At 67.4% G+C, this 20976-nt stretch carries 18 protein-coding genes and 1 tRNA gene; 9 read left to right on the forward strand and 10 right to left on the reverse strand.

Features of this window, described 5'->3' with window-relative positions:
- The first annotated feature begins 19 nt into the window (after positions 1 to 19).
- The 4 genes from HNP47_RS00810 to HNP47_RS00825 are packed head-to-tail and all read left to right on the forward strand — an operon-like array spanning position 20 to position 3188.
- Positions 20 to 859 carry an aminotransferase class IV gene (locus HNP47_RS00810; RefSeq protein ID WP_184277590.1) on the forward strand — a complete coding sequence of 280 codons (840 nt, stop codon included), beginning with the start codon at positions 20 to 22 and terminating at the stop codon, positions 857 to 859.
- A 53-nt stretch (positions 860 to 912) separates the two neighbouring features.
- A complete protein-coding gene (gene coaD, locus HNP47_RS00815) occupies positions 913 to 1398 on the forward strand; it encodes a pantetheine-phosphate adenylyltransferase (RefSeq protein ID WP_017504115.1) in 486 nt (161 codons plus the stop codon).
- 13 nt (positions 1399 to 1411) lie between these two features.
- Positions 1412 to 2287 (forward strand): peptidylprolyl isomerase, encoded by an 876-nt coding sequence (locus HNP47_RS00820; protein ID WP_184277593.1) that lies wholly within the window; start codon positions 1412 to 1414, stop codon positions 2285 to 2287.
- Positions 2288 to 2312: 25 nt separating this feature from the next.
- Complete coding sequence (locus HNP47_RS00825; RefSeq protein WP_221414876.1) at positions 2313 to 3188, forward strand: peptidylprolyl isomerase; 876 nt, start codon at positions 2313 to 2315, stop codon at positions 3186 to 3188.
- Here the strand turns inward: HNP47_RS00825 and HNP47_RS00830 are convergent, their stop codons facing one another.
- Entirely contained in the window at positions 3189 to 4289 is a 1101-nt protein-coding gene (locus HNP47_RS00830) for a Ppx/GppA phosphatase family protein (protein WP_184277596.1), read from the reverse strand. It abuts the gene before it with no gap.
- 145 nt (positions 4290 to 4434) lie between these two features.
- Between HNP47_RS00830 and hspQ the strand changes: the two genes are divergently transcribed.
- Both hspQ and phhA read left to right on the forward strand, forming a co-directional pair.
- Positions 4435 to 4743 carry a heat shock protein HspQ gene (hspQ, locus tag HNP47_RS00835; protein WP_017504111.1) on the forward strand — a complete coding sequence of 103 codons (309 nt, stop codon included), beginning with the start codon at positions 4435 to 4437 and terminating at the stop codon, positions 4741 to 4743.
- Positions 4744 to 4798: 55 nt separating this feature from the next.
- Positions 4799 to 5674: a phenylalanine 4-monooxygenase gene (gene phhA, locus HNP47_RS00840; RefSeq protein ID WP_184277598.1), complete on the forward strand. Its 876-nt coding sequence runs from the start codon at positions 4799 to 4801 to the stop codon at positions 5672 to 5674.
- A gap of 6 nt (positions 5675 to 5680) precedes the next feature.
- Here phhA and HNP47_RS00845 read toward each other — a convergent pair whose 3' ends face one another.
- Genes HNP47_RS00845 through HNP47_RS00865 form a run of 5 tightly spaced genes read right to left on the reverse strand, consistent with a single transcriptional unit; the run spans position 5681 to position 11980 of the window.
- Positions 5681 to 6967: an MFS transporter gene (locus HNP47_RS00845; protein ID WP_184277600.1), complete on the reverse strand. Its 1287-nt coding sequence runs from the start codon at positions 6965 to 6967 to the stop codon at positions 5681 to 5683.
- Between the two features lie 7 nt (positions 6968 to 6974).
- Positions 6975 to 8312: an N-succinylarginine dihydrolase gene (astB, locus tag HNP47_RS00850; protein WP_184277602.1), complete on the reverse strand. Its 1338-nt coding sequence runs from the start codon at positions 8310 to 8312 to the stop codon at positions 6975 to 6977.
- Entirely contained in the window at positions 8309 to 9724 is a 1416-nt protein-coding gene (astD, locus tag HNP47_RS00855) for a succinylglutamate-semialdehyde dehydrogenase (protein WP_184277604.1), read from the reverse strand. Before astD ends, astB begins: the two co-directional genes overlap by 4 nt.
- Positions 9721 to 10728 carry an arginine N-succinyltransferase gene (locus tag HNP47_RS00860; RefSeq protein WP_184277606.1) on the reverse strand — a complete coding sequence of 336 codons (1008 nt, stop codon included), beginning with the start codon at positions 10726 to 10728 and terminating at the stop codon, positions 9721 to 9723. Before HNP47_RS00860 ends, astD begins: the two co-directional genes overlap by 4 nt.
- Position 10729: 1 nt before the next feature.
- On the reverse strand, positions 10730 to 11980 hold the full coding sequence (locus tag HNP47_RS00865) for a hydrolase (RefSeq protein ID WP_184277608.1): 1251 nt from the start codon (positions 11978 to 11980) through the stop codon (positions 10730 to 10732).
- 96 nt (positions 11981 to 12076) lie between these two features.
- On the opposite strand from HNP47_RS00865, the gene HNP47_RS00870 reads away from it, so the two are divergent.
- Positions 12077 to 12619, forward strand: a complete 543-nt coding sequence (locus HNP47_RS00870) for a hypothetical protein (RefSeq protein ID WP_184277610.1) — start codon at positions 12077 to 12079, stop codon at positions 12617 to 12619.
- The gene (gene arsC, locus HNP47_RS00875; protein ID WP_184277612.1) at positions 12619 to 12960 is read left to right on the forward strand and encodes an arsenate reductase (glutaredoxin); all 342 of its coding nucleotides are present in this window, start codon (positions 12619 to 12621) and stop codon (positions 12958 to 12960) included. Before HNP47_RS00870 ends, arsC begins: the two co-directional genes overlap by 1 nt.
- A gap of 312 nt (positions 12961 to 13272) precedes the next feature.
- Here the strand turns inward: arsC and HNP47_RS00880 are convergent, their stop codons facing one another.
- The 4 genes from HNP47_RS00880 to HNP47_RS00895 all read right to left on the reverse strand — a co-directional run bounded on the left by HNP47_RS00880 (position 13273) and on the right by HNP47_RS00895 (position 20762).
- Positions 13273 to 17511 carry a translocation/assembly module TamB domain-containing protein gene (locus HNP47_RS00880; RefSeq protein ID WP_184277615.1) on the reverse strand — a complete coding sequence of 1413 codons (4239 nt, stop codon included), beginning with the start codon at positions 17509 to 17511 and terminating at the stop codon, positions 13273 to 13275.
- Entirely contained in the window at positions 17508 to 19298 is a 1791-nt protein-coding gene (locus HNP47_RS00885; RefSeq protein WP_184277617.1) for an autotransporter assembly complex family protein, read from the reverse strand. Before HNP47_RS00885 ends, HNP47_RS00880 begins: the two co-directional genes overlap by 4 nt.
- A gap of 44 nt (positions 19299 to 19342) precedes the next feature.
- On the reverse strand, positions 19343 to 19606 hold the full coding sequence (locus HNP47_RS00890) for a hypothetical protein (RefSeq protein ID WP_184277619.1): 264 nt from the start codon (positions 19604 to 19606) through the stop codon (positions 19343 to 19345).
- A gap of 73 nt (positions 19607 to 19679) precedes the next feature.
- Positions 19680 to 20762, reverse strand: coding sequence for a CaiB/BaiF CoA-transferase family protein (locus tag HNP47_RS00895; protein WP_184277621.1), 1083 nt, complete (start codon positions 20760 to 20762; stop codon positions 19680 to 19682).
- 94 nt (positions 20763 to 20856) lie between these two features.
- On the opposite strand from HNP47_RS00895, the gene HNP47_RS00900 reads away from it, so the two are divergent.
- Positions 20857 to 20933, forward strand: a tRNA-Lys gene (locus tag HNP47_RS00900).
- Positions 20934 to 20976 lie beyond the last annotated feature (43 nt).

Here is a 20976-nt window from a genome sequence, read left to right on the forward strand (position 1 = left end):
CGGGGAAGGGGAGGTTCGTTTGAGCGCGACGATTCTGATCGACGGCCTTCCCGCCACGCCTGACGACCTGGCCCATCAGGCCTTGGTGAACTACGGCGCCTATACCTCCTTCCGCGTCGAGAACGGCGCCACGCGTGGGCTCGATCTCCACCTTGCCCGTATGGAGCAGGCCGCCGTCGAACTGTTCGGCGAAAGCCCCGGCGAGGTTGAGTTCCGGCGTCTGATGGCGCTGGTCGTCGCCGGGCGTGACGCCTGCTGGCTGCGCGTCAGCCTGTTCTCGCCCGACATCGGTCATCGCGACCCGACCTACGTCGGCCGGCCCAAGGTGATGACCGTGGTCTCACCGCCCCCGCCGCCGCTGGCGAGCAGCGTGCGGGTCACCGCGGTGCACTATGAGCGCGAGGCGCCGCATCTGAAGCATCTCGCCACCTTCGGCCTGATACGCGCGCGCCGCGCCGCGTGCGCCGCCGGGTTCGACGACGCCCTATTTGTCGGTGGGGCAGGGCAGGTCACCGAAGGCACACTGTGGAACATCGGCTTTGTCCAGGGCGACCGGATCGTCTGGCCCCAGGCCCCGATGCTGGCGGGCGTAACCCAGGCCTTGATTACGCGCGGGCTGCCCCAGGTGGGGCTGACCAGTGAAACGCGGCCGATCCGTCTCGACGAGATCGGCGCCTTCGACGGCGCTTTCCTGTGCAACAGCGCCACGCCCGTCTGTCCGATCACCGCCATCGGCGACGTCACATTCGCCAACGATCCAGTCCTGCTCGCCAAAATCGAAGCGGCCTGGGCCGCCCAGCCTCTGCAACTCATCGCGGGGCGAAGCGATGACGAAGGCGTCAGCCGGCTAGGCCGCTGATTTCGCACCTGCTAAACGACGCTGACGCCACGCGACAGGCCGGGGAGACACGCATGCGCATCGGACTTTATCCGGGCACCTTCGACCCGGTGACGAACGGGCACACCGACATCATCAAGCGCGCGCTGAAGTTGGTGGACCGACTGGTCATCGGCGTGGCCCAGAACGACGACAAGGGGCCGCTGTTCTCGACTGCCGAACGGGTCGAGATGCTGAAGGCCGAGATGGCGCCGCTCGGCGGCGACATCGTGGTCCAGCCTTTCTCGACCCTGCTGATGCATTTCGCCGAAGAGCTGGACGCCAGCGTCATCATCCGGGGTCTGCGCGCCGTCGCCGACTTTGAATACGAGTTCCAGATGACGGCCATGAACCAGCGCCTCAATCAGGACATCGAGACCGTATTCCTGATGGCCGATCCGCGCCATCAGGCGATCGCCTCGCGGCTCGTCAAGGAGATCGCCCGGCTGGACGGCGCGATCGACAGTTTCGTCAGCCCCGCCATCGCCGAGCGCGTGCGGGCCAAGGTCAAGAACGGTTAGGGTACATAAGACCATGCGTAAGGCCATCATCGCAGCGACCGTCGCCGCTCTTCTCGCGGCTGGCGCGGCCCAAGCCCAGACACAGGCCCCCGCTGTGGCGCAAACGGCGCCGGCGGCGTCCGACTGGCGCGCCATTGCGCCGGAAAACCTGCTCGTTATCGATACGTCCAAGGGCCGGGTGCTGGTCGAACTGATCCCCGTCGCCGCGCCCAACCATGCGGAACGCATCCGCACCCTGGCCAATCAAGGCTTCTACGATGGTCTGAAGTTCCATCGCGTCATCCCTGATTTCATGGCGCAAACCGGCGATCCTAAGGGCACGGGCGAGGGCGGCAGCGAGTTGCCGGACCTGAAGGCCGAGTTCAGCTTCCGTCGTGGGCGCGACGCCGGCTTCGTCGCGGTGCCCAGCGTCGGCGCGGGCGTGCGCGGCCTGGTCGGCGATCTGCCGGTCCAGACCCAACCCGACGCCCAAATGATGGTCACCGCCGACTTCAAGGTCGACGCCCACGGCCTGTTCTGTCCCGGCGTGCTGGGCATGGCCCGCTCGGGTTCGCCCGACAGCGCCAACAGCCAATTCTTCCTGATGATGGGCGCGCGCGAACAGTTGGACGGTATCTACACCGCCTTCGGTCGCGTGGTGTCCGGCCTGGATGTGGTCGGCAAGCTGAAGAAGGGTTCGGACGCCGAGGACGGCAAGGTGACCGATCCCGACACCATGACCCGCGTCCGCATGGCCTCGGCTCTGCCCGAAGCCGAGCGGCCGACGGTACGCGTCCTGAACGCCGGCAGCGCCTCCTTCGCAGAACGGATCGCCACGACGCGCGCCGCGCGCGGCGCCGCCTTCAGCGTCTGCGATGTTCAGCCGGTCGCCGAGGTGACGGGCGGCTGACGCTTCTTAAACGGGGGAGGGGACGATGACGATACGAACGATGGCGATGGCGGCGGCTTTGCTGGCTGCGACGGCGGGCGCCGCCCTGGCGCAAGACGCGACCGCCGTCCCCGCGCCTCCGCCGCCGCCTGGTGAATGGAGGACCATCGCGCCCGAGAACCTGCTGGTCATCGACACCAACAAGGGGCGGGTTCTGGTCGAACTGGCGCCCGAGATCGCGCACGCCCATGTCGAACGCATCAAGTTGCTGGCGTCGCGCGGCTTCTTCGACAATCTGGTCTGGCACCGGGTGATCGACTGGTTCATGGCCCAGACCGGCGATCCGCTGGGCACGGGCGAGGGGCAGAGCTGGTATCCCGACCTAAAGGCCGAGTTCACCTTCCGCCGTGGCGCGGACATGGCCTTCACTCCCGTGGCGGCCCCGGTCGGCGCCCTGGTCGGCTTTGTCGATTCCATCCCGGTTCAAACCCAGCCCGACGCCCTGATGTCCGGCACCAGCGACAAAAAGGTCCACGGTTGGGCTCTGTATTGCCCGGGCGTCGCGGGCATGGCGCGTGACGAGGGCAATGACACCGCCAACAGCCAGTTCTTCCTGATGCGTCAGGCCTATCCGGCGCTGGACAAGCGCTACACCGTCTGGGGCCGCGTCGTGTCCGGTTTGGACATCGTGCGATCGCTGAAGGCCAGCGACACGCCGGATGGTCTGGTGCAGGGACCGGATCAGATGACCCGCGTTCGCGTGGCGTCGGATCTGCCCGCAGCCGAACGTCCGACGGCCGCCGTCCTCAACACCAACTCCGCCACCTTCCAGACCCTTGCGCAGCAGGCGCGTCAGGCGCGTGGCGCGGATTTCTCGGTCTGCGATATCGAACTGCCGGTGCGCGTCACGCCCGCCGCCTGATCAGGCGGCGGGGGCCGGCCGCCCCCGACCGCGCCGCCGACGCCGTCCCCTCGGCGGCTTCTTGTCCTCGCGCATCCTTTGCAGCAGCAGGCCTTCGCGCAGGCCCCGATCCGCGACCCGCACCCGTTCCGACGGCCAGGCGCGCTGCACCGCTTCCAGGATGGCGGCGCCCGCCAAAACGAGGTCCGCCCGATCGGGACCGATGCAGGCCTCGCGCGCCCGGCCGTCCGGACCCAGCGCCTTCAGCCGATCCGCCGCCGCCTCGCAGTCGGCGCGCGTCATCCACAAGCCATCGACCCGGTCGCGATTGTAGCGCGGCAGGTTCAAGTGAATGCCCGCCAAGCTGGTGATTGCACCCGAGGTGCCGACCAGATGCGCCCGGTTCTGCCGGAACAGGTCCAGCATCGGTTCGTCGACGATCCCGCCCGCTGCAATGGCCGCGCCCATGTCGGCGACCATCGCCTCGTACCAGGCCTCGCCGGAGTTCGGCGGCTCGGGATGCCGCTCGGCCAGGGTCACGACCCCCACCGGCGCCGACATCCAGGCGGTGGTCGTCCAGTCGGTCCCGCTGCGCTTCAGCCACGACATCTCGGTCGAGCCGCCGCCGACATCGATGACCAGCACCGCCTCGGCCTTGGGGTCGATCAGGTTCAGGCATCCCTCGACCGCCAGCCGCGCCTCCTCGGCGGGATCGATGATCCTCAAACGCAGGCCCGTGCCCTTGCGCACACGGTCGATGAAGTCGGCGCCGTTCTCGGCCGCCCGGCAGGCCTGGGTGGCGACGGCGCTCAATCGCGCCGAATCGACGCCTTTGCGCACGATCCGCTCGGCGCACAGGGCCAGGGCGTCATAGGCTCGGTCCATGGCGCGCGGGTCCAGAAGGCCCGTTCGCGACAGCCCTTCGCCCAGCCGCACGATGCGGCTGAAGCTGTCGACCACGCGAAAGCCTTCGCGTGACGGCCGCGCGATCAGCAGCCGGCAATTGTTGGTCCCCAGATCGAGCGCGCCATACAGCGGCGCATCTCGACCCGACGCATCCCGTGAACGGGAAGGCTGGGACCGCTCGTCGCGCCGTCGAGGCGCGCCGTGGGTCTCCGGCATGGGCCGTCATCCGTTGTGGGCGGTCCAAAGCGGCGCCCGTCCTGATCAGCCTAACCTGCCAAGATCGTCCGCGCCAAGCCATTCTGTCAGGAAGATGAACAGACCGGCAGGCATTGGGGTCATACGCTGAATCGTATGAAGCGCGATGACCCGCATTCAGACCGCACGTTTCGCCATCGGCCAGATCGTCCGCCACCGCGACGACGCCTTTCGTGGCGTCGTGATGGATGTCGATCACGCGTACGAGGGACCGGCCGGTGAAAGCGGCTTGGTCAGACCGGACCAGCCCTTCTACCGCGTCTTCGCCCTGGGAGAGGATGGAGGCTTCGTCGCCTACGCCGCCGAGGGCGCTCTCGAAGACGGCGATTCCGTCCTGCTGCCCGACGACGCCGAGCGGTGGTTCACCACCGACGGCATGGGCCACCACGCACCGCTGGACGAACGTCTGCACTGACGGTTGGAAGCCGTGGCGGCTCCGGGCTAGGATGGCGGCAAAAGAGGAATACGCCATGTCCGACTTCGAACACGTCTTCGAAAAGCCGCCCGAGGGCGCGGCCGCCGACTGGACCATTCCCCAGAACTGGGCCGCCTATACTGAGGTGGAGCACCAGACCTGGGACACGCTTTACGCCCGGCAGATGAAGATCCTGCCGGGGCGCGCCTGCGACGCCTTCATGCGTGGACTGGACGCGCTGGATCTGAATGCTGGCGGCATTCCCGACTTCGACGTGATCAATCCCAAGCTTCAGGCCCTGACCGGCTGGACGGTCGTCTGCGTGCCGGGCCTGGTCCCGGACGAGGTCTTCTTCGACCATCTAGCCAACCGCCGCTTCGTCTCGGGTCAGTTTATCCGCAAGCCGGACCAGCTGGATTACCTCCAAGAGCCCGACATCTTCCACGACGTCTTCGGCCACGTTCCGATGCTGACCGACCCCGATTTCGCCGCCTATATGGAGGCCTATGGCAAGGGCGGACAGCGCGCGGCCAGCGTGGGCATGCTGCCGAACCTGGCGCGCCTGTACTGGTATACGGTCGAGTTTGGCCTGATGAAGGAGGCGGACGGCCTTCGCATTTACGGCGCCGGCATCGTCTCCTCGGCGACCGAGAGCGTCTTTGCTCTGGACGATCCGTCGCCCAACCGCCTGGGGTTCGACCTGGAGCGGGTGATGCGGACCCTGTACCGGATCGACGACTTCCAGCAGGTCTATTTCGTCATCGACAGCCTGGAAGCTCTGAAGGACGAGACCCTCAAGGACTTCGGCCCGGTCTATGCGGCGTTGAAAGGCAAGGACGACCTTGCCATCGAAACCGTTCTGCCGACCGACCAGGTCTTCACCCGCGGCACCCAGGCCTACGCCCAGCGCGGCGGGCGGTTCGCGGCGTGATCGCCGTCAGGTGTGCGTGATCAGGCTGTTGTGCTTGGTGTCGCGCATGCGGATGAAGGTCAGCAGCGACAGCCCGATCATCCCGGTCACGTACCAGAAGAAGACGCTCTCGACGCCCGCGCCCTTCAGCCACAGCGCCACATATTCTGCCGTGCCTCCGAACACCGCATTGGCGATGGCGTAGGGCAGCGCGACGCCGAGGGCGCGGATGTGGGCAGGAAACAGCTCGGCCTTCACCACCGCATTGATCGCGGTGTAGCCCGACACGATCACCAGCCCGGCCAGCGCCAAGAGGAAGGCGATAAACGGGCTCTCGACCGTCGATAGGGTTGTCATGATCGGCACAGTGCACAACACCCCCAGCACGCCGAAAGCGATCATAACGGGACGCCGTCCCACCCTGTCCGAAAGCGCGCCGACCGCCGGCTGAAGCAGCATGAAGATGAACAGGGCCGCCGCGCTGATTTCTGTCGCCGTGTTCTTGGAAAATCCGCTCGTATTGACCAGGAACTTCTGGAGATAGGTCGTGTAGGTGTAGAAGGCCAAGGTGCCGCCGGCCGTCAGACCCAGCACCATGAACGCCTCTTTCGGGTGTTTCAGGATCAACTGCACGGCGCTGGATTTCGGGGCGTCCTTGGCCGCGGTCGCCTTATGCGTCTCGTCCAGCCGGCGACGCAGCCAGAAGACGACGACCGCCAGGCCCGCGCCGACGAAGAAGGGAATGCGCCAGCCCCAAGACGCCAGCGCCGTCTCGCTCAACGTATTTTGCAGCACGATCAACAGCAGCAGGGCGATCAACTGACCCGAGATGAGGGTGACGTACTGGAAGCTGGACCAGAAGCCCCGGCGATGCGGCTCGGCCATTTCGGACAGATAGGTGGCGCTGGAACCGTATTCTCCGCCCACGCTCAGCCCCTGCAACAGCCGCGCGAACAGCAGCAGCGCCGGCGCCGCCAAGCCGATGGCGGCATAGCCGGGCGTCACGCCGATGATCAGCGAACCCGTGCACATCAGGGTCACCGAGAGGGTCAACCCCGCCTTGCGACCTTTGCGGTCAGCATAGACCCCCATGATCCACGCCCCGATGGGCCGCATCAAGAAGCCCACCGCAAAGACGGCGGCGGCGCTCAGCAGTTGCGCCGTCGGGTCTTCGCTGGGGAAGAAGACCGGCGCGAAATACAGGGTGAAGGCCGCATAGGCGTACCAGTCGAACCACTCCACCAGATTGCCGGCCGATCCGCCGACGATATTTCTTAATCGGCGGGCGGGGCTCATGGGCGCTGCGGTCGTCATGGCCGGATCAGCCTCTCTGGAAGGGGTAGAAGTCGCCGCCTAGTCCCAAGATCGCCGTCAACTCGTCCAGCGCACCGCGGCTTTCCGTGAGCAGATCAGGGTCGGCCAGGTCGGCGGGGCGCAGTTCGTCGCGGTACCAGCGCCCGGCCCAATCCGACAACCGCGCATGCAGATCGTCGGTCAGGCGCATGGCTGGGTTCGTCGCTGCCAACTCGGCCTCGGTCAGCACGACACGCAGGCGCAGGCAGGCCGGTCCGCCGCCGTTGCGCATCGACTGGCGCACATCGACGTAACGGACCCGGCCGATCGGACCGTTGGAGGCGGCCAACGCTTGCGCCACCGCATGGCTGCGCGGGTTGTCGCGGGTCTCGGTCGGACAGATCAGGGTCAGGCGATCCTTGCCCGGAACCTGGATCAGCATGGAGTTGAACAGATAGCTCGAGATCGCATCGGCCAGCGGCAGGTCGGCGGCCGAGACCTCGACGAAGATCGGCTCGAACAGCCCATCGGCGGCGCGGCGGATGGCGGCCTGGGTTGCGGCCGTGTCCTCGAACGCCAACTCGTGGAAGAACAAGGTGTCCAGCGCGCCGACGCATACCACGTCGTTGTGGAAGGTGCCGCCAGCGATGGCGGCGCGGGATTGCTGGGCCAGGACCGGCCGTCCGGCTTCGTGGCGGCGGACGATGGCTTCCGACGCTTCGCGCGTCTGGCGGGCGGGGAAGGGGCCGTCCCAAGGCTCGAACGCCTCGCGACCCCACACCAGCAGATTGACGCCGCGGCCGCCCTGCTCGGCGCACAGGCGAACGTGGTTTGCGGCGCCTTCGTCGGCCAGATGCGCGACCGCGGGCAGGGCGTCGTGGACGGCGAACCGGCTGGCGTCGGGAAACAAAGCATCCAGCGCGCGCTTCGTTTGCCGGTGCTCCAGGCTGCGGTGCAGATTGGTGTGCAGATTGGCCGGGGTGAAGTGCACCCGGCCGTCGGCGGCGTCGGCGCTGGGCGTCACGGTCGCGGCGTTGGCGGCCCACATCGGCGAGGCCGAACAGGCGGCGGCGGCGAACGACGGCGCGCTCCGCCAGGCCCGCTCCAGGACCTGGGCGTCCGATCCGGCGAAGCCCAGGGTCCGCAGGAAGGGAATGTTCGGCCGCTCGTGCGGCGGGAGGACGAACTGGGGCAGGCCCAGATCCGCCAGGGTCTTCATCTTGTCGAGGCCCTGAAGCACGGCTGCGCGCGGGTTGGACGCCTCGCCCTTATTCAGGCTGGAGGCCAGATTGCCGGGCGACAAACCGGCGTAGGAATGGGTCGGCCCGATCAGACCATCGGCGTTGGCCTCGACAGCGCTGATCATCGCAATCCCTTAATCTCGCCTTCGATGTTGGCGACGGCGTCAGCCTCGAAACTGGCGACCGGATAGGCGCAATAGTCGGCGGCGTAATAGGCGCTGGGCCGGTGGTTGCCGCTAGCCCCCAGGCCGCCGAACGGCATGTCGCCGGCGGCGCCTGTCGTAGGCCGGTTGAAGTTGACGACGCCCGCGCGAATGCGGCGGATGAAGTGGTCCCAGTTCTTCGGATCATCGCTGACCAGACCGGCGGACAGGCCGTAGCGGGTCGCGTTCGCCGCCTGGATCGCCGCCTCGAACGACCCCACGCGCGTCACCGACAGGAAGGGAGCGAACATCTCTTCGTCCGGCACGTCGATCCCGGTCACGTCGATGATGGCCGGCTTGACGAAGGCGCCCGGAAGGTTGGCGACCGGCCCCGACGCGCGGATGACCTTGGCCCCGCTGTCGATCCGTTCCTGCAACGCCTTCAGCGCGGCCTCAGCCGCACGCGCCGAGATCAACGGGCCGGCATAGGGTTCGGGATCGCTGTCCCACGGGCCGAAGATCAGCCGGTCGGACAGGGCGGCGATGGCTTCGATGATCGCATCGCCCTGCGGCCCTTCCGGCACGATCAGGCGACGCGCGCACGAGCAGCGCTGGCCGGTGGTGATGAAGGCGGACTGAACCGCAATGCCCGCGACGGCTTCAGCATCCGCTGCGTCCCACACCACCAGCGGATTGTTGCCGCCCAGCTCTAGCGCCAGGATGACATGCGGATTGTCGGCGAACTTCCTGCGGAAATGCGCGCCCGCCGCACCTGATCCGGTGAACATCAGAGCGTCGATGCCGGCGTCCAGCAGGGCCGCGCCCGTCTCGCGCCCGCCCTGGACCACATTGACCACGCCGGTCGGCAGATCGGCGGCGGCGAAGGCTTCGGCCATCACCTGACCGACCAGGGGCGTCTCTTCCGACGGCTTGAAGACGACCGTGTCGCCCGCCAGCAGGGCGGGGACGATATGGCCGTTCGGCAGATGGCCGGGGAAGTTGAACGGGCCAAGCACCGCCGCAACGCCGTGCGGACGGTGCCGCAGGGTCGCGCGGCCGAACGCCGTGTCGCTGGTCCGTTCGCCGGTGCGCTCGTCATAGGCGCGGATCGAGATGTCCACCTTGCCGATCATGGCGGCGGCCTCGGTTTTGGTCTCCCACAGCGGCTTGCCGGTCTCGCGGGCGATGGCCTCGGCGATCTGGGGCGCGCGGTCTTTCAGGACGGCCTGATAGCGCTTCACCGCGTCGATCCGGTCGGCGCGCGGCGCATCGGCCCAGGCGGGGAAGGCGGTGCGGGCGGCGTCGACGGCGGCCTGAACCTGGGGCGGGCTGGCGGTCTCGCCCTCCCAGTTGGTCGCTTCGGTGGCGGGATTGGTGGAGGTGAAACGGGTCATGATTTTACTCGCACAGTGTCTCCGCTGCGCACCTTGAGCGCGGCGGCGGTTTCGGCGGTCAGGCGAACGGCGTCGCCATCGATGTCGGCCTTGGCGCGAACGGCGCGGAAGGCGACGACGCTGTCGGTCGAGATCAGGGCCGGCAACTCGGCTTCAACCCCCTCGACGATCTGAACCGTCAGGCGCCGAGCGTCGCGCACGGTCCGGATATTGTCGCGGCCGCAGGCGACGGTCGGACCGGCGTCGAAGATGTCGACCAGACCATTGGGCCGGAAGCCCTCGCTTTCCAGCAGGGCCATGGCCGGCACGCCTTGCGGATGGACTTTGCCGATCACCGCGCGGGCCGGTTCGGGCAGCAACTCGGTATAGATCGGGTGGCGTGGCGCCAGGTCGAGGATGAATTGCTTATCCGTCGAGCCGGTCATCCGGTCGGCGTGGTCGAACTCCATCGGGAAGAACTTGTGCGCCACATGGTCCCAGAACGGGCAGGCGCCGTCGGGCGTGAAGACCCCGCGCAACTCGGCCAGCACATTGTCGGCGAACAGCTCGGGCTGGGCGCCGATCAGCATATATCGCGACTGGCTGAGCAGACGGCCCGCGCCGCCCTTTCTCCGATCCGCCTTCAGGAACAGCGAACCGACCTCGGTCCAACCCGTGCATTCATTGACCAGAACCAGCGTCTGGTGGTCCAGCTTCACCCCCAGCGAGGGCGACTGGACGGTGTTGTTGACGACGCGGAACGAGAAGAAGGGGCGCTTCAGCCCCACCGTCGCCTTGACCGAGCCGACGCCGTCGATGTCGCCCGTGTCGCCGTCTTCCAGCATCAGGGTGTACCAGGCCTCTTGCCAGGGCACGCGACCTTCGAAGCTCGCCTGGCTCAGCTCCAGCCGATCGGCCAGGGCGTCGGGATCTTCAGGCAGGCTGGTGAAGCCGGGGCCGGACAGGATGGCCAGTTCCAGCAGATGATCGAGATCGGCGGGGCCGGCGGGACGGACGACAAGCATTCTACAGGGTTTCCATCCGCAGGGACTTCAGTTTGGCGGCGTCGATTTCACCCGATGCGATCTTGCACAGGATCAGGGCGCTCAGCTGGGCGCGCTCGACGAAGCTATCGGGCCAGGCGAACTCCTGATCCGAATGGATGTCGCCGCCGCGGACGCCCAGGGTGTCGATATTGGGTAGGCCGGCGGCGTGCAGATTGTTGCCCTCGCACACCCCGCCCGAGGGTTTCCAGGCGATGGGCTGGCCCAGCAGGGCGCCGGCTTCCTTCACCGCCTCGAACAGAGCGGTTTGGGCGGCGTCCATCGGTTTGGGCGCACGGGTGAAGCCGCCGTGCAGATCCAGCGTCAGGCCCTCGAACGGCGGCGTCGCGGCGATGGCCCGCACCGATGCGTCGATCCAGTCGGCCGCCGCCCTGTCCGGCACCCGGACGTTGAACCGCACCACGGCGTTATCGGCGACGACGTTCAGCGCGCCGCCGCCCGAAATCTTGGCGACGTTGACGGTCACGCCCTCGTGCTGACCGTTCAGGCCGTGCAGGGCTGCGGCGATGATGGCGGCGCCGGCTACCGCATTGCGGCCTTCGTCGAAGGCGCGGCCGGCGTGCGCGGCGCGGCCCGTCACGATCAGATGATAGTTGCCGCTGCCCTTGCGCGCCCCCGCCAGCGTGCCGTCCGCCAGCGCCGGCTCGTAGGTCAGGCCGACATGGCCGCGCGCGCCCAGCTCGGCCAGCAGCGGGGCGGACGCCGGCGAGCCGATTTCCTCGTCGGGGCTCAGCAGCACGGTCCAGCCGACGCCGTGTCTGTCTGGATGGGTTTCGAACGCCTCCAGCGCGGCCAATAGCACGCTGATCCCGCCCTTCATGTCGGCGACGCCCGGCCCGTTCAGGGCGCCGTCGGCGCGCGTGGTGACGGTCTGGAACCGGCTGTCGGCGGGGAAGACGGTGTCATAGTGGCCGGTCAGCACGACCTGGATCGGCGCATCTGGCCGGGCGGTGATCTTCAGCGCGTCGGCATGGGCCTCGGTCCGTACCGATCCGTCGTCGGCGACGGTGGTCGAACCCTGTGTCGGGACGCGTTCGACCCTTGCGGGTAGGGCGCTCGCCGCCGCTTCCAGAACATCCAGCACAGCATTCAGCCCGGCGGCGTTGCGGCTGCCGGAGTTGATGTTGGCCCAGTCGATGGTGCGGCCGATGATCGTCTCGCGTCGCGCGGCGACGTGGTCGAGGACGGCCTGGTCCGAGGTCAGAATCCGCATCGGCCGGACCCTAGACGCCTCGCTTCCAAAGGTGAAGGTCGGGGCCTGTAAGTCGTCGCCGATCACCGCTAGGTTCCGCTCGAAACGAGGGCCCCAATGCAACGCAACAAGATCGACCTCTGGCTCCGCGCCATGAACCCGCTGAAGCTGCCGCGCGGCATGGCCGAGGCCCAGCGTTCGGCGCGGTCGATGGTGATCGGCCTGGTCATCGCCCTGATCGTCGGCCTGATCCCGACCTGGTGGATGTTCACCTCGGGCTGGTTCGAGACGGCGATGAGCGCGGAGTACGCCAAGATGGGTTTGTCGGCGGATCAGGCTGCGATGCAACGCGAGTTCATGAAGGTCATGTGGCCCTACTTGATCGCCTCGAGCGCCATCTTCTCCGTCCTGCTCTACGGCGTCTTGGCGGTGGTTCAGTGGCGCATGATGACGCGCGCCATACCGATCATAATGCTGGCGGTAATCGCCTACAGCGTGGTGGCCAATCTTGGCATGCGGCTACTGAGGACCATGCCGTCGCCGGACCTTCCGCTGTGGATCAACCTGACGACCTGGCCCGCCATGATCGTGTCAGGCGTGATCTATGTCGCGTCGCTTCAGGGCGCCATGCTGCTGCATCGCCTGAAGCAGGAGGCGTGATGTCGGTCGTCCTCTACCACAATCCGAAATGCAGCACGTCACGCAACGCCTTGGCTCTGCTGCGCGAGCAGGGCGTCGAGCCGACGGTGGTCGAATATCTGAAGACCGGATGGGACCGCGAAACGCTTGAGCGATTGGCGTCCAGAACCGGCGTCGGTTTGTCCGGCCTGCTGCGTAAAAAGGAGGCAGACGCCAAGGCTCTGCTAGACGCCGGCGCAGATGACGAAGCCATACTGGCCGCAGTGATCGCTCAGCCGATCCTGATCGAACGTCCGATCGTCGAGACGGGCAAGAGCGCCGTGATCGGCCGCCCGGTCGAGCGGGTGCTGGAGATTCTTTAGCCTCCGGCTGACGGGTTGCGCCTCGCAGCCAGCACAGGTGCAGAGACAAACCTACGTCTTTTCCGTGGCTTGAAGGCTGGGATCGGCTTTTATCTGAGCGCGATGTCGAACGGGCTTATATTCGGCGCCCGGTCTTTGACATCGCCAACCCCAGACGAGACGCTGTGACTGCTGCGGTAGAATTGCACGTCGTAGCGCAGTGCAATTCGCCCAAACCTTTTTAATCCATGGAAACAACCGCGCGCTGGTCGAATTGCACGCCGTTGCACGATTTATGGCCCGTGCAATTAAGCTGTGCATGGGGCGCCGCACCTACCGGTTGCGGCCGCCCCGGTTCGGACGACGGTCGCCCGCCTCGCGGCTTTCGTGACGCCAGCGGATCGCCAGACTGGTCTGGCCCTGGCCGCCGAACTGCGAGGCGATGGCGACGTTGCGCCGAGGCTGCCATTCGACCTTGACCGCCGCACCGTTCTGACCGCCGCCGATGACCTCCAGATAGACGTCGTCGGTGATGTAGCGCCCACCCGCGACCGTGACCGCAGACGCGTCGCCGCCGAACGACAGCCGGTCCAGCCCCGCCAGTTCGCGCAGGTTGCCGATCACGTCGAATCCGCCGCCGCCCGCCAGGGCCGCGACCCCGGCCGCCAGCTGCGCCGCCTCGAAGGCCGACAGCTGCGACGCCGACCGTCCGAACAACACCTGCGACAGGATTTCGTCCTGGGGCAGGGACGGGGTGGAGGTCAGGGCGATCTTCGGTTCGGCGGCCGTTCCGGTGACGTTGATCGAGGCGGTCAGGGCCGCGTCCTCACGCGTCGCCGCCAGGTTCAGACGGATTTGCTTGGGATCGGTGGACAGGGTGACGCGTCCGGTGTCGTCGAACACAAACCGCTTGCCCGCGAACTCATAATCGCCGCGCACCACATTGGCCGTCCCGGTCAGCTGCGGCTGGGCGATCGTGCCGCGCACCCGGGCGTTCACGTCCAGGATCACGTTCAGGCCGCGACCGTTGACCCGCACCTTGCCGCCGCTGGATCGCAGGACGATGTCCATGCCGATCTGCGGGCCGCGCGCCTTCTGCTCGGTCTCCTCCGGATCGCCGCCGGGACGATTGATCTCGACCACATCCATCGAGACGATGCCGGTCGCGCCGGGCAGTTCCGGTTCGATCTTGGCCTCGTCGATATCGATCCGGCCGCCCAGCTGAATATTGCCGTCGGCGCCGCGAACGATGGTGATCGGGCCCGAGGCGCGCGCCTCGGCGATATCGTTGTCGATGACCCGGAAGCGGTTCAGCATCAGTTGCGCGTTCGATCCCGACCCCTGGCGCAGACCGATGCGGCCCTGGCCGGACACTGTGCCGCCCTTGCCGTCATTGGCCGTAAAGGTCTCGATCTGGGCGGCCGTGTCATCGAAGCGCGTCCGCAGCGTCAGGTCGCTCAGCACCAAACCGACCGCATTCTCGCGATAGGAGCCTTGGCTCAGATCGAACCGGCCGTTCAGACGCGGCGCGTTCAGCGTCCCGCCGATCGTCGCCTGACCCGCCACCTGACCGGCCAGGCTGCGGTCGCCGCCCAGGAACAGGTCCCAGATCGGCTGGATCTGGCCGTTGATCGACACCCGGCCCGACATCTCGCGCGTCCGGGCGATGGCCAGCCGCAGCGGCGCGGCCGAGGCCTCGACCGGCAGGACGACGTCAGCCGAGGCCTGAACCGCGCCCTCGTCGACGGCCGTCGCCTTGATGCTCAACCGGTCGCCCGCCAGGGTGGCGTCTACGCGTCCGTCGACGGCCAGGCCTCGCGGAGCATCAATGCTGCGCACGTTCTGGAGCGCGATATTGGCTGTGCCCGACAGGTCGCTGCCGGCGCCGCGCAGGGCGATTTGACCGGTCACGCTGCCGCGTAGTTCAGGCGAGATGGAGCCCAGATCGACCCGCGTGAGGTCGGCCTGGATCGCGGCGCCGCGCGCATCCTGACGCAGGTCGGCCAGCAGCACGCCGCCGCCCACGCCCAGATCCAGATGCGCCGTGCGGGTGGCGCCGTTCAGGGTGATCGAGGCGGGACTGCGGGTCGTGAAGGCCACCTCGCGCACCCGGCCGCCGCCGCGAAGCGTCAGACCGTGCGTCGTATTCTGCCGGGAATAGACGCCCGTGCCGTTGAATTGGGCCGGGTTGGGGCCGCCCACGTCTAGCGCCAGGGTGAAGGGCAGGTTGTTCAGCGTGCCGCGCCCGTCCAGATCCAGATTGCGAATGATCCAGCTCTGACCCGCCAGCCGGACATTGCGACCGCTGACGTCCAGAATGGCGCTGTCCGATCCGCCGCCGTCGGTCAGCCGCACCCGTCCGTTGGCTTCGCCCGAAGCCAGGAAGGCCCCCGCGCGCGCCGAGAAGGTCAGGTCCGCGCTGGAGGGAATGCTGTCGGACAGGGCGATGGAGCCCCTGGCCGTCACGCCGCCGGCGTCCACGTCCAGATCGCTCAATCGGATGCGCTTGCCGCCCAGGAAGAAGTTGCCCGAGGCGCGCGCCGGACCATAGTTCGAGCCGCTGACCACCGAAATCCGCCCGTCCGACGCATCTGCGCCCTTGCGGAAGCTGAGCGTCAGGTCGGCGTTTTTCAGCGTCAGAGCGCCGGCCGTGACCTGCTGGAAGCCGGCAGTCAGATCGACGCGCGGCTGGGCCAGTGTGCCGGTCAGGGCGCCGCGTCCGTTCATGTCGCCGCCGATCTCGACCGGCCCGGCCGCGAACGGGCCACGCGCGTTCCAGTCCAGCGCCAGCCTCAGCTTACCAGCTGTTTCGATAATGCCCTTGGCCCCCGCGCGACCGGCCGCGCCGGTCAGTTCACCGCGCTCGACCTCGATGCGTCCGCCGTTCAGCTTGCCGGCCAGTTGCAGGCGCGGCGTCTTGCCGAGCAGGCGATCCAGTTCGTCCAGACCCACAGTCAGGTTGCGGCCCCGTCCGTCGAAGTTCAGCATCCACGGCGCGCCGGCCCGCGCCGACGAGGCCCGGATCGGACCGCCGAAGGCGCCGCGCGCGTCAGGCAGCACGCGCCTAGCGTCGGTCAGTTGCGCCTCGCCGCGGAAGTTCATCCCGCCCAGCAGATTGCGCGAGCCCGAGCCATTCAGCGTCAGGCCCTGGCCCTGCAGATCGACCTTGGTCAGCAGGATGGCGCCGTCCTTCATCCGCGCCGCCTTCATCTGCACGCGCGGGGCGGGACCTAAGAGGCCGCCGATGATGCCTTCGCCCGATCCGCCGTTCGCGCGAATGTCGCCGTCCAGATCGATGCGGCCGTTTTTGACCGCGACGTTCAGCGGTCCGGCGATGCGCGTGGCGCGATAGCTGGCGACATTGGCGTTCAAGAGGGTGACCTGGCCGTCCAGCGTCCAGGTCTGGGCGTCGCCCTTGAACAGGCCGGAATAGGCCGCAGGTCCCGCCACATCGGACCCGACCAGCCGGCTCAGCGAGGCCGTCTGAATATTCAGACTGATTCCGTCGGGCGAGCTGCGATCGGAGTTGCGGATCAGGCCGCGCGCCTCGGACTGGACGTTGTCGGAAAGCAGCTTCCACGCCACGCCCTGGCTGGCCTTGTCCGGCGTAGGAACCATGGCGAAGCCGAACCGCGCGGTGCGGCCGATCTTGGTCACGAAGGGTGCCAGCAGGTCCGAGTTGCTGAAGTCGGCGAAGCCCGCGACGCGAGAGCCCTTGGCGCCGAAATGGCCCTGGACGATCAGGGGGACGAACTGTCCCGTCTGAACCCGCGCATTGACGACGTCGGCGTTCAGAACCGCAACCGCCGAGAAGGGCTGATCGGGCGAATAGCCCAAGGCCCCCGCCAGCGGTCCGCCCTGAGCCTCATTGGCGCGCAGATTCAGGCGCGTGTCTTCCAGCTTGCCGCCGAAGGTCGCCGCCAGACGCAGGAAGTCACCCGGCCGGTTCAGGCTGTCGGCGTTGACCGTCGCGCTCTTGGCGCCCGTGCGTGGCAGGCTTGCGTTCCCCGACAGGCTCCAGCGGCCGTATTCCTTTGAGAAGCCTTCCATCAGTTCGATGTTGGCCGCGAACTTGTCGATGCGGACCGAGATCGGCTGGGGGCTGGGCGGCTCGCCGGTGGGCGGCTCGACCACGGGCCGACGCAGGACGCGAATGGTCTCGGCCTTGATGTCGTTCGCATGGAAGCTGCGGCCCAGCAGGGCCAGATACGACCAGTCCATGCTGAGGTTGTTCGCCTCCAGCCAGATGCCCTGACTGTCGGCCAATGTGATGCGGTCGATGGTGAAGTCGCTGAGCAAGTCGCCCTTCAGCCCATAGACCTTCAGCCGGCCGTAGCGGCTGATCTTCAGGTCCTGAAGCCGTTGCAGCACCATTTTGCGACCGCCGTCCGAGGCGATGTAGTAGCGCCCCCCGACCAGGGCGGCGGCGATCAGCACCAGCAGTCCGGCCAACACCACGCCCAGGCCCAGGGCGATGCGTCTGAGCAGCCTGCGACGCGGCTTTGCGGGCCGCGCGGCCTTGGCCGGCGTCGCTGCGTTTTCAGGCGGGGCTTCGGGCGGTGTATCGGTCAAAACGCCTGCCCGATGCTGATATAGATCTGGAAGGCGGAATCGCCCTCGCGCTTGTTGAGCGGCATGGCGACATCCGCCCGGATTGGCCCGAACGGCAGCATGTAGCGCACGCCCACGCCCGCGCCGTAGCGCATGTTGGTCAGGTTCGGCGTCTCCTGGAATCCAACGGACCCGGCATCGACGAAGGCGACGGCCTGGAAACTCTGACCGATCGACTGGCGCACCTCGAACGAGGTTTCGAACAGCGACAGACCGCCCCGCGGCGTGCCGTCCGGCAGCTGCGGATTGACGTTCTGGTACGAATAGCCCCGCACCGAACCCCCGCCGCCGGAATAGAACAGACGGTCGGCCGGCACGTTCAGCTCGCTGCCGCCGACGATGGAGCCGATCTTCATCCGCCCGGCCAGGATGGTGCGATCACCCGCGACCGGGAAGTAAGCGGTGCCCTGCGTTTCGGTGCGCAGGAAGAGGATGTTGCTCTCGCCGGTCACCGCCGTCGGCTGAACCGCCAGATTGACCCGCCAGCCCTTGGTTCGGTTCAGCGGATCGTTGGAGCGGTCGATGTAGGCGCTGGTCCGCGCGGTGATGATGGCCAGATCGCGGTCGAAGGTCACGCGCTGCGGCGGCAGGGTGGTGAAGTCGTAGCGAGTCTCGCTGTAGCGCCCGGCGTCCAGCCCGATTCCGTAGTTGAAATAGGAGGTCTTGCCGATCCGCTGTTGCAAGTCGGCGTACAGAACCACGGCGGTGCGCAAATAGGCGTCGGTGTCTTCGTTGACCACCGCCGCGCCCAGTTTGAGCGTCCGGCCGGGCCGACGCCAGTGCGGCAGAGACAGGTCGGCGCCGATCCGGCTGTCGATGTCAGCCAGTCGCGCCTCCAGCCTCAGGGTGTCGGCGCGGCCGAAGCGATTGTAGCGGGTCTGGATCACGTCCACGCCCGCGCCCTCGGCCGTCGACCAGGTGGCGCCGGCCTCCAGCACGCGACGGGGGCGGTCCTGCAGGCTGACCACGACCGGGCGATGACCATCGGCGGTGATCTGGTCCAGCGGCGACAGCGCGACGCTGACGCCGTCATAGACGCCGGTGTCCAGCAGCCGGCGTTCCAGCTCCGCGACCATCTCAGGATCGTAACGATCGCCCTCGTTCCACGGCGCCAGGCCCGCGACCCACGCTGGATTAGTGCGGCCCTGGCTGGTCAGGCGCACGCCGTCCAGACGCACCAGCGCACCAGAGGCGATGCGATACTCGGGTGCGACGGTGAATGCCGCGTGATCCACCACCACACGGCGCGGATTGGCCTTGGCGTCGGCATACCCGTCACGCACCAACACCGCCACGGCCCGACCTTCGCCGGATATGACGTCTGCCGCTCTACCTGGATCGCCCGCCTTCAACGCGATCGCAGTCTTGGCCTTGTCCGCCGCCTCGGCCTCCGGCGCGGGATCAGCCCACTGGATCGTCGGATCGGTCAGCAGAAAACGGCGTCCCGGTTCGACCGAGACCACCGCGATCGGCGTCTCCTCGCCCTCGACGATGTCTTCGACGACCGGTTGATAGTAGCCTTCGGACCGCAGCAGGGCGGTCGCCGAGGTCACGGCGCTCTCGGCGCGACGACGGGCCTCGAAGCGGCTGGCCGGCGCGCCGTCAACCTCGCCCACGGCCCGCTCCAGCGCCCGCCGCAGATCGCCGTCCATGTCGCCCCGAATCTGCGCGCGAGGTTCCGCCGCCGCTGCATGGGCGCAGGCCGAAAACGCCGCGAGGGCGACCAGGAGGGTAGGCCTGAACGTCAAACTCGATCTTTCGTCAAAAGGACGCCCCCCGGCATACCTGTTCGTCAGTAGAACAGCGTCTCGCTCTCGGGCTGGACCGACTGTTCAGACGTGCGTTCCTCAGGCGGAAGCGTCGTCGATGGTGGGGGCGTGGGCGTCGGGTCCTGAACCTCGGGCGCAGGCGGGGGAGCTTCTTCCTTCACCGGCGGGGGCGCCGGCTCGACCGACATCTCGCGATAGTCGTCGTCCGAACGCGAAGGACGATCGTCGCAGGCCGACAGCGCGAGCACGCTTGCAACGGCGGCCAAGACAAAAATCGAGCGTGTCATGAAAGTCCCCGGTCTCCGCCGATCAAACGCCTGTCGCGCTAAGCTGTTCCCTTAGCGCCGAAATCTGCGTCGGTCATCCTGCGTGATCGGACCATTTTGTGACCATTTGAGCCAAGGTCAGTTCGGACTTGGGGACGGGTGCAGCACTTACGCCGTCGAAGCGGGGCGCGGGTTGCGGCAGGCCGCCGTGAAACGTTCCCCGCGCCTGATTGTGCGGATGATCCGGCGCCTCGGCCAGGCTGAGCACGGGCGTGACACAGGCTTCGGTGCCGGCGAAATGGGCGCTCCAGTCGTCGCGGTCTCGGCTTGCGAACAGGGCCGCAAGCCGCGCTTGTAGCGTCGGCCAGGCGGCGATGTCGTATTGAACCGCTTCGGCCGGATCGATCTCCAGGCCGGCCAGCAGCGCGGCGTAGAAACGCGGCTCCAGCGCTGCCACCGCCACGAACCCGCCGTCGCGACAGGCGTAGCAACGATAGAAGGGCGCACCCCCGTCCAGCAGGTTGGATCCGCGCTGGTCGCTCCACAGTCCCCGACCCCGCAAGGCCTGAAACAGGCCGCCTAGCAGGGCCGACCCGTCCGTCATGGCGGCGTCGACCACGCGTCCCTTGCCCATCGTCCTGGCCTCCACCAGCGCGGCCAGCACCCCGACCACCAGCAGCATGGCCCCGCCGCCATAATCCCCGACCAGGTTCAACGGCGGGGAGGGCGGACGATCCGCCTCGCCCATGGCGTGCAGCACGCCGGACAGGCCGATGTAGTTCAGATCGTGCCCGACCGCGTTCGCCAGCGGCCCCGTCTGGCCCCATCCGGTCACACGTCCGAACACCAGCGCGGGTTTTCGCGCCTGGAGGACGTCGGGACCATAACCCAATCGCTCCATGACGCCGGGCCGAAAGCCTTCGATCACCGCGTCTGCCCCATCGATCAGCTGCAGGATGCACTCGCGATCGGCCGGTGATTTCAGATCGACCGGAACCGCCGCTCGTCCCCGATGCAGGACCTCGCCTCCGACCTCGTCGAAGACCGCAGGTCCGGCCGAGGCGTCGCGCGTCAACCGCACCACCTCCGCCCCCAAGTCCGCCAGCATCATTCCGGCGAAGGTGACCGGCCCTAAGCCGTCGAATTCGATGATGCGGACGCCATTTAACGGTTTCATGCCTAATGAGTAGCAGACCGGGTCTTGACCGGAAGGCCGGATTACAACAGAAGGCGCCCTTCGACGGTTCGGGCCAGCCCGGACGTCGCGCGGTGCGTCCTTAGCTCAGTTGGTTAGAGCATCTGACTTTTAATCAGAGGGTCCTCGGTTCGAGCCCGAGAGGACGTACCATTTAAAGCCCGCTTCGGCGGGCTTTTTGCTGTCCGGGCCTTGC

It is taken from the genome of Brevundimonas vesicularis (genome assembly GCF_014204545.1).
GTDB classification, from domain to species: domain Bacteria; phylum Pseudomonadota; class Alphaproteobacteria; order Caulobacterales; family Caulobacteraceae; genus Brevundimonas; species Brevundimonas vesicularis_B.